10 protein-coding genes are annotated in these 10,685 nt (G+C 49.5%); 8 read left to right on the top strand and 2 right to left on the bottom strand.

What is annotated here, in order from left to right:
• Both Q0372_RS02015 and uvrA read right to left on the bottom strand, forming a co-directional pair.
• Positions 1 to 268 (bottom strand): hypothetical protein (locus tag Q0372_RS02015; RefSeq protein WP_298101903.1); only part of this gene is annotated, 268 nt, incomplete at its 3' end.
• A gap of 21 nt (positions 269 to 289) precedes the next feature.
• Positions 290 to 3,136: an excinuclease ABC subunit UvrA gene (gene uvrA / locus Q0372_RS02010; protein WP_298101900.1), complete on the bottom strand. Its 2,847-nt coding sequence runs from the start codon at positions 3,134 to 3,136 to the stop codon at positions 290 to 292.
• 74 nt (positions 3,137 to 3,210) lie between these two features.
• On the opposite strand from uvrA, the gene Q0372_RS02005 reads away from it, so the two are divergent.
• The 8 genes from Q0372_RS02005 to Q0372_RS01970 all read left to right on the top strand — a co-directional run bounded on the left by Q0372_RS02005 (position 3,211) and on the right by Q0372_RS01970 (position 10,446).
• A complete protein-coding gene (locus Q0372_RS02005) occupies positions 3,211 to 4,329 on the top strand; it encodes a hypothetical protein (protein WP_298101898.1) in 1,119 nt (372 codons plus the stop codon).
• 103 nt (positions 4,330 to 4,432) lie between these two features.
• A complete protein-coding gene (locus Q0372_RS02000) occupies positions 4,433 to 4,912 on the top strand; it encodes a hypothetical protein (protein WP_298101896.1) in 480 nt (159 codons plus the stop codon).
• Between the two features lie 73 nt (positions 4,913 to 4,985).
• The gene (locus Q0372_RS01995) at positions 4,986 to 6,260 is read left to right on the top strand and encodes a spore photoproduct lyase family protein (RefSeq protein WP_298101893.1); all 1,275 of its coding nucleotides are present in this window, start codon (positions 4,986 to 4,988) and stop codon (positions 6,258 to 6,260) included.
• A gap of 366 nt (positions 6,261 to 6,626) precedes the next feature.
• Positions 6,627 to 7,292 carry an SDR family oxidoreductase gene (locus tag Q0372_RS01990; protein ID WP_298101891.1) on the top strand — a complete coding sequence of 222 codons (666 nt, stop codon included), beginning with the start codon at positions 6,627 to 6,629 and terminating at the stop codon, positions 7,290 to 7,292.
• 70 nt (positions 7,293 to 7,362) lie between these two features.
• Positions 7,363 to 7,761: a hypothetical protein gene (locus tag Q0372_RS01985; RefSeq protein ID WP_298101888.1), complete on the top strand. Its 399-nt coding sequence runs from the start codon at positions 7,363 to 7,365 to the stop codon at positions 7,759 to 7,761.
• Complete coding sequence (locus Q0372_RS01980) at positions 7,748 to 8,287, top strand: hypothetical protein (protein ID WP_298101884.1); 540 nt, start codon at positions 7,748 to 7,750, stop codon at positions 8,285 to 8,287. The genes Q0372_RS01985 and Q0372_RS01980 overlap by 14 nt, the downstream gene beginning before the upstream one ends.
• Positions 8,274 to 9,317, top strand: a complete 1,044-nt coding sequence (locus tag Q0372_RS01975) for a hypothetical protein (protein ID WP_298101881.1) — start codon at positions 8,274 to 8,276, stop codon at positions 9,315 to 9,317. Before Q0372_RS01980 ends, Q0372_RS01975 begins: the two co-directional genes overlap by 14 nt.
• Before the next feature lie 100 nt (positions 9,318 to 9,417).
• The gene (locus Q0372_RS01970) at positions 9,418 to 10,446 is read left to right on the top strand and encodes a hypothetical protein (RefSeq protein ID WP_298101878.1); all 1,029 of its coding nucleotides are present in this window, start codon (positions 9,418 to 9,420) and stop codon (positions 10,444 to 10,446) included.
• The last annotated feature ends 239 nt before the right edge of the window (positions 10,447 to 10,685 follow it).

Below are 10,685 nucleotides of genomic sequence, written 5' to 3'. Positions count from 1 at the left end.
TAGCGGAATTTGGGGTTTCAGAATTTGAAGCTTCGAAATTTGAAGATTTATAATTCAAGAATTTAGAATTTGAGACTTCGGAATTCGGGGATTTAAAATTCAGGAATTCGGAATTTGAAACTTCAAAATTTGAGGCTTCGGAATTCTGGATTTCAGAATTTGGGGCTTCAAAATTTTCGCCGTCAGAATTTTGTTCCAAGCCCCGCTTAGGCTCTTGATGCCGCTTTTGTAGTAGCCTTTTTAATTCCTCAAGCCTATTTTGATCCATTCTTGCCCCCGGTAAGGCGCTTTAACCTCGCTTATTTTTGCTTGCGCTCTTCATCGCCGCTAGCTCCTGCGCCAAAAATTCGCCCGTATAGCTACCTGTCTTTTTGAAATCTTTTGCGATCTTTTCGGGAGTGCCGCAAGCGACGATCTGTCCGCCGCCCTCGCCGCCCTCGGGCCCCATATCGATGAGGTAGTCGCAGTTTTTGATGACGTCCAGATTGTGCTCTATCACAAAGACGGAATTTCCCAGATCGACCAAATGATGTAGTACCGCCACCAAGCGATCTACGTCTGCAAAATGTAGCCCCGTCGTGGGCTCGTCCAGGATATATAGCGTGTTGCCCGTGTCGGTGCGGCTTAGCTCTTTGGCGAGCTTGACGCGCTGTGCCTCGCCGCCGCTAAGCGTCGTGGCGGGCTGGCCTAGCGAAACGTAGCCAAGCCCGACGTCCGCGAGCGTTTTTAGCTTTTGATAAATTTTAGGCACGGCTTTGAAAAACTCGAGCGCCTCGTCGATACTCATCGCCAAAACGTCGGCAATACTTTTGTTTTTGTATAAAATTTCAAGCGTCTGCGCGTTGTATCTCGTGCCGTGGCAGACGTCGCAAACGACGCTGATATCGGGCAGGAAGTGCATCTCGATCGTGATCTCGCCCTCGCCCGCGCATTTTTCGCAGCGCCCGCCCTTGACGTTGAAGCTGAAGCGGCCGATCTTGTATCCGCGCAGCTGCGCTTCTTTCGTCGCGGCAAAAAGCGCGCGGATCTCGTCCATCACACCCGTGTAGGTCGCAGGATTGCTGCGCGGGGTGCGTCCGATCGGGGTTTGATCCAGATAGATCACTTTATCCAGGCTCTCAAGCCCGGAAATTTTAGCGCCCTTTACCGCGTGCACTTTCCTAGCGCGATTTAGCTCCTCAAGCGCCGTCGGCAGTATGGTTTGCAGCACTAAAGAGCTCTTGCCGCTGCCGCTAACGCCCGTGATGCCGACTAAATTTCGCAGCGGAAATTTTGCGCAAAGGCCGTGGATGTTATTGATATTTACGTTTTTGATACTTAGCCAAAGCTCCTGCTTGCGGTGCTTTTGGTAGTTTATCTCCTTTTGGTTGTTCAGATACAGCGCGGTTTGCGTATTGCTTTTAAGCAGGTGCGCGACGTCCCCAGCAAATACGACTTCGCCGCCTAGATTGCCAGCCCCCGGGCCGATATCTACGACGAAGTCCGCCGCCTCGATCGTCTTTTTATCGTGCTCGACGACGATTACGGAATTTCCCTTTTCTTGCAAGCTTCGCAGCGTCTTGATGAGCTTTTGCGTATCGCGCTCGTGAAGCCCGATGCTAGGCTCGTCGAGCACATACATCACGCCGCTAAGACCCGAACCAATCTGGCTTGCGATACGGATACGCTGCGCCTCGCCGCCGCTGATGGTGCGCGCATCGCGCCCAAGCGTGAGGTATCCAAGCCCCACGTCCTTTAAGAAAAACAGCCTCTCGTTGATCTCTTTTAGGATCGGCGCTGCGATCTGCGCGTCCTTTTCGCTTAAATTTGAAAACCGCTTCTCGTCGCTGAAAAATTCCACGCAGTCTGCGATACTCATATTTATCACATCGCCGATGCCTTTCCCTGCGACCTTTACGGCTAGACTTTCTGGGCGCAGGCGCAACCCGCCGCAGTCCGGGCAAATTTTTTCGCTCATATAATCGTCCAGATCGCTTTCGTTTTTGAGCAGATCGTAGGCGTATTTGATCGCGCCCTCAAATTTACGCACGAGCTTATGCTTTTTCCAGTAGAAATCGATCTCTTTGACGCTGCCGTAGAGGATCAGCTTTTTTTGCTCCTCGCTTAAGTTTGCATACGGGATTTTGACATTTATTCCGTTTGCTTCGCAAAATCCGAGCAAAAATTTATAATAATAGCTCTTGTTGAAGCCCGACATCACCTTGATCGCGCCGCCCTCGATCGAGGCGTTTTCGTTGATGATCTTGCCTAGATCGAGGCTAAATTTTATCCCCAGCCCGTCGCAGCTCTCGCACGCGCCCTTTGGAGAGTTGAAGCTAAACGCGAGCGGCTCGAGCGGCTTGAATGAAATTTTACAATCAAAGCACGCCATATGCTCGCTGTAGTGGATCAGGCTCTGCGCAAGCCCCAGCTCGGCGGCGTTTGCGATCTCCACCTCAAGCTCGCCGAAGCTGAGCTTGAGCGCCTTTTCGACATCACTTGCGATACGGATGGAATTTTCCTCGTCTATGGTCGTGCGGTCGATGATGACCTTGATCGAGTGCTTTTTCGTCTTGCTTAGCTCAATCTCCTCGTCCAGCCGCACCAGCACGCCGTCGATCTGAGCGCGCACGTAGCCCTGCTCGCGCAAGCTTTGCAACATATCGGCGAAGCTGCCCTTTTTCTCGCGCACCAAGGGCGCGCCCAAGATCACCTTCGCGCCGCGCGGCAGCTTCATAATCTCGGCGATGATGTCGCTGGAGCTCATCTTTGAGATCGGTTTGCCGCATTTGTGGCAGTGCTGCACCCCCACGCGCGCATATAAGAGGCGCAGATAGTCATAAATTTCGGTAATCGTGCCCACCGTCGAGCGCGGGTTTTTCGACGTCGTTTTTTGATCGATCGCGATCGCAGGAGTCAGACCGTCGATCTTATCAACGTCGGGCTTGCCTACGCGGTCTAAAAACTGCCTCGCGTAGCTGCTTAGGCTCTCGACGTATCTACGCTGCCCCTCGGCATATAGCGTATCAAACGCCAGCGTACTCTTGCCGCTGCCGCTAAGACCTGTAAAAACGACGAGTTTGTCCTTTGGAATTTGCAAATTTATATTTTTCAGATTGTGCTCGCGCGCGCCCGTGATGGTGATGAGATCGTTCATTTTCGCCCTTTTGTGCAAATTAATCTTACATTATAGCTCAAATTGTTAAAATTGCGCTTTTGGAAGGGGCGGCGATGATACTAATCTGCACGGCTTTGCGCTGCGAAGCCCAAGCGATAATCGAGAGTTTTAAACTTACTCGCAGCGGCGATCTATTCGCAGGCGAGCAGATGCTTTTATATATCTGCGGCGTGAGGTTTGGGGCTAAATTTAAAGCGGGCGCGGAATTTGTTCGTCGCGCCGATGCGAACGCGGAATTCGGGCGCGAGCTTCGCAAGGATCGGCGCGGCGCGGATCTAAAATTTGAGCATCGTTTGGACGCGGGTGCGCTCTGCGGCGGCGATGCAGAGGTCGGTTCTGCGCAAAATGCGACTGAAAATTTTGAAATTTTAAATTTTGGCTCCGCGCAGAATTCAGAGCGCTTCGGTGAAATTTTACTTTCGCGGCGCGTGGACCTTGCGCTAAACATAGGCGTCTGCGGCTGCGAGGATAAAGGCGTGCAAATCGGCGAGACATTTTATTTTGACGGCACGGCGGCGCAGGAATTTTACGGCGAGGACGGATCAAAATTTTATCGCTCGCAGGTTGGGAGACACAGCGCGCAGGCTCCGAAATTTCAAAACGTTTGCGAGCGGGAATTTTTCGGCGCGAGTTTGGACGGCGGGCTGCGGGCAAATTTAATCTGCGTAAGCGAGCCTAAAATTTTAAACGTAGCGGAACGGAGCGGTGAGGCAAATGTCGCAGAGATCGACGCGTGCGGCGAGATAAACGCACAAATCCCAACGCAAGGGATGAGCGGCGCAGCAGATACAAAAAATTTCACGCGAGGCGCGACGCGAGCTGCAATACAAAGCGCAACGCAGGTCGAGGCGCAAAATTTAGCGAGTGTAAAACCCTCACAAATCGCGGTAGGTGGGCACAGCGTCGCGAAGAATATCGCAGAGCGCGCGGCGCAAAATACGCCGTGCACGGCACAAGACGCTACCTGCGGGTGCAAAAATCACTGCGTTACGCTTTACGATATGGAGAGCACGCTTTTTGTTAGTGCTTGCGAGCGCGCGGGCGTGCCATGGGCGATGATGAAGATCGTAAGCGATCATCTGCGCGGCGAGCGGCTTTGTAAAAGCTTCGTCTATGAGCTCGTAAAGGCGCGCCTGCCGCAAATCCGTGCTGCGATAAAGGACAAAATTTAACTGTGGATGCGTGCGCAAAAAACCGAGCCGAGAGATAAATTTCGGCTTCATATGCCGAATATGTCGCGGAATTTAAAGGTATTGCGGAGGCGCAGGAGAAACGATGAAAATAAAAGGCTCTTATCTGTATTTTGCCCTCTTGGCGTGCGCGTGCGTCGCAGCCTGCGCGTATGCCGTGGCGGATTTGTTCGCGGATCTGCCCTTGTTGGTCTTTTTAGCTCTTTTGCTAGTATTTTTCTGTATCGGGCTATGGCTAAAAGATGCCCTAATAGGCGTGCGCTACCTATTTTACTGCATCTGCGTGCAGCTGCTCTTTGCGGCGACCATATTCGCCGTTCATAAATTCCCTGCCATGGCGCAGTTTGTGCGCAGTGCCGAGATAGGCGTGGGCGGTGCGGGCATACCGCTAGGTATCGCTCTGCTCGTGCTGCCCGCGTTTTTCTGCACCCTGCCGTATTACTACCGAACGGGCGTCAAAAAAATCCCGCAAAAGCTCATACTCGGCGGAATTTTGATTCTAAACGTCGCTATTACGCTAGCTTACGCCTTCTATTTCGAGCGACTATTCTATGGCGCGATCTGAAATTTCAACGATTTTTAGTGACGGTGCGCGAAATTTAAGTATAATTTGCAAAATTTAAACGAAGCGGAGCAAGATGACGGAGGCGAAAAAGGAGCTGGGCGCGCAGTTTGGCGTGAATATGAGCGAGCGATCGAGCGCGTTTTTAGGCGCGTTATTTGAGAAATTTCACTTTTCATTTCAGCAAAAAAAGCAGCTTGCGGAGTTTGCGAGCGATTTTGAGGCGTGGGGCGAGGCGCCCATTTATGAGCTGCTTGCAAGCGAGCAGCGCGGGCTAAATTTTAATAAAGCCAAATTTAATAAAGCAGGGAAAGTCCCAAACGGCGAGCAAATTTTTAATTTCGTGCGCGAAGCCTGGCTGGAGCTAAAGTCGCGCCCGCACTCGTACGCGAGCTTCAAAAGCGATTACGCGCCGAAAAAATTTGAAATTTCCTCCTTTCGCGCGGACCGCATCGCCTTGGGTCGCTGTCCGGTGGCGAGCGAAAACACGCGCTGCTGCAATCTGCTGACGCTAGATGCAGTCAATTCGTGCGGCTTTGACTGCTCCTATTGCGCGATCGGCTCATTTTACAAGCACGGAGAAATTGGCTTTGACGAGAATTTTGCGGCAAATTTAGCGCGGCTGCGGCTCGATCCTGCGCGCAGCTACCACATCGGCACGGGGCAGAGCTCCGACTCGCTCATGTGGGGCGATCGCTTCGGCGTTTTAAGCGCGCTATGTGACTTCGCGGCGCGGCATCAAAACGTGATTTTGGAGCTTAAAAGCAAGTCGAACAATATCCGTTTTTTCCTGCAGCGCGAGATCCCGCGCAACCTCATCGTCACTTTTTCGCTAAATACGCCCGCGATCATTGCAAACGAGGAGCATCTAAGCGCGAGCCTGGATGCGCGGCTGGCGGCAGCAGAAGCGCTCGCGGCGCGCGGCATTTTGGTGGGCTTTCACTTCCACCCGATGGTTTGGTACGAAGGGTGGCAAAACGATTACGGCGCGCTTTTTGAGCGGCTGCTGCGCCGCTTCGATCCAAGCGGCGTCGCGATGGTCTCGCTCGGCACGCTCACATTTATCAAGCCCGTCGTCAAAAAGCTGCGCTCGCGCGGGCTGCGGAGCAAAATTCTACAGATGCCCCTTGCGGACGCGAACGGCAAGCTGTCCTACCCGCTGCAGATCAAACGCGAGCTTTTCAAATTTGCCGCGGACGCGCTTTCGCCGTGGCGCGAGCGGGTGTTTTTCTACCTCTGCATGGAGGATGCAAGCCTATGGCGCGAGGTTTTGGGCTGCGAGTACGAAAGCAACGACGCGTTTGAGGAGGCGATGAAGGCGGCGTATTTCGCAAAGATACGGCGGCGCTAGATACGCTGTTTGTCGCAGATGTCGCGGCCTGTGCCGGCTCGTATGTGGCGTCAAGGCACAGCGCGAAATTTAGCGGCGAACGAGCAATTAAAATTTAGCGGTACGCCCGGCTTTATAAAATTAAATTTTATAAATCGTGCGGAGCGGGCACAGCGAGCGGCGATGAAATTTTACAAAACGCTCGCGCAGCAAAACGCCCGCGGGCTAAATTTAAAATTTTACCCAGCACAGGTCGCGGTGCGGATTGTTTAGGCCGCGCAAATTTAGCGGCGGATACAATGGGCAGAGAAAATTTAGCGCAGCGAAATTTACGCGACGCGCTAAGCTTAACGCGCTGAAGCGGCATTAAAATTTAAAGGAGAAAAGATGAAAGCATTGATCACGGGCGCAAGCGGCGGTATCGGCAGCGCGGTTGCAGAGCTTTTGCGACAAAACGGCTATGAAATTTTAACGCTAAGCTCGCGCTTTGAGGATACGTACGCGCTAGCGAAGGAGTGCCGTGCGCTGGCTGCGACGCAGGGTATCAACGCGCTGATTTTATGCGCGGGTACGGCGAAATTTGCGCCACTTGAAGCGATGAGCGAGAGTGAAATTTTAAAAATTTTAAACGTAAATCTCGCCGCAAACGTCATCATCACGCGTGCGCTTTTACCGAATTTAAAGCGCAACCGCGCCCATATCATCGGCATTAGCTCGATCGAGGCGCTGCGAGCGAGCCGCTTTAGCGCGGTTTATAGCGCGAGTAAGGCGGGGCTGCGGGCGTTTCTGCTCTGCCTTTTCGAGGAGGCGCGCAAGCAGATCAGAGTAAGCTGCATCAACCCGGACATCACCAAAACGCCGTTTTACGAGGATTTGAGTTTCGAGCCTGCAGATGATGAAGCAAGCTTCGTGGATGCGTGGGAGATCGCAAATTTCACGCTGCAAATTCTGCGCACTAAGTCCAACGTGAGCGAGTTTACGATCCGCCCGCAGATCGTAAATCTGCGGAAAAAATCAAAATTTAATCGCGAAGGGAGCGAGCTTGAAAACTAGTAAAAGTAAAATTTTTATTATGTTAATTGTGGGATTTTTTATTATTTATGGAGTTATAAGAAGCAGCGGTATGTATTGCAATATGGAGGAATTCTTTTCTGATAAACAGGGCGAAGAGGATGACGCTTGCATCGCCAAGCTGATAAAACGAGCGGACGACGGAAACGGCTTTGCGGAAAGCAGACTGAGATACCCAAGCAGGGCGTATATCAAGCGCGTATGCGAAAAGGGGGTGGAAAACTTAGGCGAGCGAGAGAGATATTATTTCGAGCGCTACCAGAGCTGTCAGCCCTGGGGCTTTAAAACGCCTAAATCAAAGGGTGGCGAAGCAAATACGACGAGCGGCAAAGCGAACGCAACGGACGACGAGGGAAATTTAACGCGCGATAGTACGAATACGATCCGCGATGAAGCAGACGCAATCAAACGCGATATGAATTCTACGGGAGGATTAAATGCCGAGCAATAAGATGAGCTTGAAAGCTAGTAAAAGTCAAATTTTTTTGTTAATCGTAGGGGTTGTTATTCTATGCGCCCTATATATAAAAATCAGAGGCTCGTGTTGCAATGTGAGAGAGGTATTTTTGGGCTATGGCGAAGAAGATGATGCCTGCATTGCCAAGTTAGTAAAGCAAGCGGATGCCGGCGATATCCTAGCGGCAAACAGACTAAGATATCCACACGAGGCTTATATTAAGCGAGTGTGCGAAAAAGGGGTGGAAAGCTTAGGCGAGCGCGAGAAATATTATTTCCAAGATTTTCGAGGAGATCGCTGTGAGAATTTTGGCTTTAAAACGCCCAAATCAAAGGGCGGCGAAGCAAATACGACGAGCGGCGGCGGTAATTTAACGCGAGGCGATACGAACGCAACGAGCGGCGAGGGAAATTTAACGCGCGCCGAGGCAAACAACGGCAAATCTGACACTGCGGGCAGCGATGTGAGCTCGATAAAGCGCGAAGGAAATTCTACGGAAGAACAAAATGCTGGGCGATGAAAATTTAGAAAAATTTTTCTCAAAAATCGACGCGGCGGAGTTTGAAATTTCTGCGGGCTCAAAGCTTGCTTCAAAAAATCCCAAACTTGCAGGAAGCGTGAGAGACGGGAACAAGGACAAGCCCTTAAAATCACAAGGTGACGTGGAATTTGGCGGCGAACAGCCATATTTTAGCGGCGCGCAGCAAGATGAAATTTTAAAATTTAATGCCAAGCCGCCGTTTGACGCCGAGCAAGTGCGTCTTGATACGGAGCAAGCACATTTAAAATTTAACGTTCGTCCATCGCAGTCGGAACCGGGCGTCAGACAAGCGCTTGCGTTCGGTGCCCATCCGCCGCAGGCGCAGTTTGATGCCAAGCGAGCGCAGGCAAAGATCGAAAATTTCATGCGCGATCTGCTGCAAAACTATGTGTTTTGCGTAAGCGGCGCGGAATTCGCCTTCGCGGAGATCGAGGCGTATTTCACGGGCGCGGATCGCAACACCTACAAGCGCACGTCGCGGGCGGGCGAGATGTTTTTTCACAATTTCGGCTTTGACATTTCGTTTCGCAGCGTCCCGCAAAGCGGCGGCGGGATTTTGGTACGAAGCCTACGTATCCTAAGCGGCGCAGAGCTTTTGGCGAGCGGATTACCTGGTTTCGCAGGCCGCTTATCTGGCTCGAAGGGCGACTTGAGCGGCTCCGTGGGCAGCGGTCCGCTCGGCTCTGCCGTCGCCACGCTTATACAAAACGGCGATTTTATCGCGGGTCCGCGCAAATGCATGGGTAAAATTTTAAATCTGCAAACGCAAAATTTAAACTTCTCTTTAAAGCGTGTGCCGCAAATAGCGCATGCAGCGGGCTTTAGCAACCGAATCCGACGGGGCGAGATCGTAAATGAAGCGAATCTGGATGCAAATACACCAAGCGGCGCGGCGAAGCTTGCGAATGAGCCGCGTAGGCTTACCAGCGAGGAGTTTGAGGCATATCTGAGCGCGGGCTGCGCTGCGGCAAAAACATATAAAAAATCGCTGCAAAGATACGAGGGCTAAATTTTGATTGGACTGCGCGCAGCGGACGCGCGGTGGAATTTAATGAGCTTTAAGCGGCGAGGATATAAAATAGCGCGTCCATCAAATTTAAAGGCGGCAAATGGATCAAAGCAGGCTTGAGGAATTAAAAAAGCTACTACAAAAGCAGCATCAGGAGCCGAAGCGGGGTTCGGAACAAAATTCTAACGGCGAAAATTTTAAAGCCCCAAATTCTGAAATCCAGAATTCCGAAACCTTTAATTTTGAAGTTTCGAATTTTGAATCCATGAATTCCGAAGCTTCAAATTTTGAAACCCTAAAATCCGATCCTGACGCTTTAAATTTAGAAACCGAATTAGAAACCGAAGCGGATCAGAATTCTGCCCGTGAAAACAGCGCAGAGCCGCAAAATTTTATCTTGGATGACAGCGACGCCTTACGGCAGAATTCTAAAGCCAGAGATTACGACAAAGATCCGATAGTAATCAAAAATTATGAAAAATTTTTTGTATATTCGTTTTTAGTCCTATTATTGCCGATCTCTACGCTACATGCATTTTTAATTATAGATTTTATAAATCATGATGATATTGACATAGTTCAGTATTTTGCTATTTTATTCATTATTTTACTATCTACGGTTATAATATCCATATTTACCATAATCCGCCCTAGACAAGAGATAAAATTCACAAACAAATATATAGAATTTATTAGCGACGACTTAGTTGAAAAACGCTGCGAAATTGATGAAAACGCTTTATCTTTAAATTTCTCTATCGGAATTTTGGCAAGTTTATATGAGATAGGAAAATCTGAAAAGATATTTTTGTACTTTATCGCTATTTTTATGTGCGTAACATGGTGGAATATATTTTTTATAGCGATATTCTTTACATATTTATTCGGATTTTTATTAAATTTAATACTTTATCTGTTTATAAATAGAAATTTAAAAGGGTTTAGAATTTTACCGTTTATTAGGATCGCACGCCCCTCATATGGCAGATGGTTTAGGAACAAACCCGTTTATCCAAGATATTATCTCGTTTATCTCTATAATCAAAAAATTTATGATGAAATTAAAGAATATTTTTTGCTGAAAAACGTAAATATAAATAACGTTAAGAAAGATTACTTGTTTATCTAATGAGGAGGACAAAATGAAAAGAGAAGAGGTCGCTAAGGAAGAGCCAGGCAACGCGTATAAAAGGTTTTCATCAAATTAAGTTATTATAAATTTAGATCTGTTTTAAAAAGGGGCTTGAAATAATGGAAAATTATAATGAACAAAAAGCCAGAGATTACGACAAAGAACCGATAGTCGTAAAAAAGATGGATGATCTGTTTTGGCTGATAGCTCTTGGAATTTTGTTAATTTGTTCTTTG

Origin of the sequence: uncultured Campylobacter sp., assembly GCF_937997405.1 — a bacterium.
Lineage (GTDB): Bacteria > Campylobacterota > Campylobacteria > Campylobacterales > Campylobacteraceae > Campylobacter_B.
Note: the sequence above shows the minus strand (reverse complement) of the source record. Positions and strands in the feature narration are given on the sequence as shown.

Coding starts and splice junctions, on each gene's coding strand:
- Q0372_RS01990 (WP_298101891.1), top strand. CDS start 6,627: ATGAAAGCATTGATCACGGGCGCAAGCGGCGGTATCGGCAGCGCGGTT.
- Q0372_RS01995 (WP_298101893.1), top strand. CDS start 4,986: ATGACGGAGGCGAAAAAGGAGCTGGGCGCGCAGTTTGGCGTGAATATG.
- Q0372_RS01975 (WP_298101881.1), top strand. CDS start 8,274: ATGCTGGGCGATGAAAATTTAGAAAAATTTTTCTCAAAAATCGACGCG.
- Q0372_RS02005 (WP_298101898.1), top strand. CDS start 3,211: ATGATACTAATCTGCACGGCTTTGCGCTGCGAAGCCCAAGCGATAATC.
- Q0372_RS02000 (WP_298101896.1), top strand. CDS start 4,433: ATGAAAATAAAAGGCTCTTATCTGTATTTTGCCCTCTTGGCGTGCGCG.
- Q0372_RS01985 (WP_298101888.1), top strand. CDS start 7,363: ATGTATTGCAATATGGAGGAATTCTTTTCTGATAAACAGGGCGAAGAG.
- Q0372_RS01980 (WP_298101884.1), top strand. CDS start 7,748: ATGCCGAGCAATAAGATGAGCTTGAAAGCTAGTAAAAGTCAAATTTTT.
- Q0372_RS01970 (WP_298101878.1), top strand. CDS start 9,418: ATGGATCAAAGCAGGCTTGAGGAATTAAAAAAGCTACTACAAAAGCAG.
- uvrA (WP_298101900.1), bottom strand. CDS start 3,136: ATGAACGATCTCATCACCATCACGGGCGCGCGCGAGCACAATCTGAAA.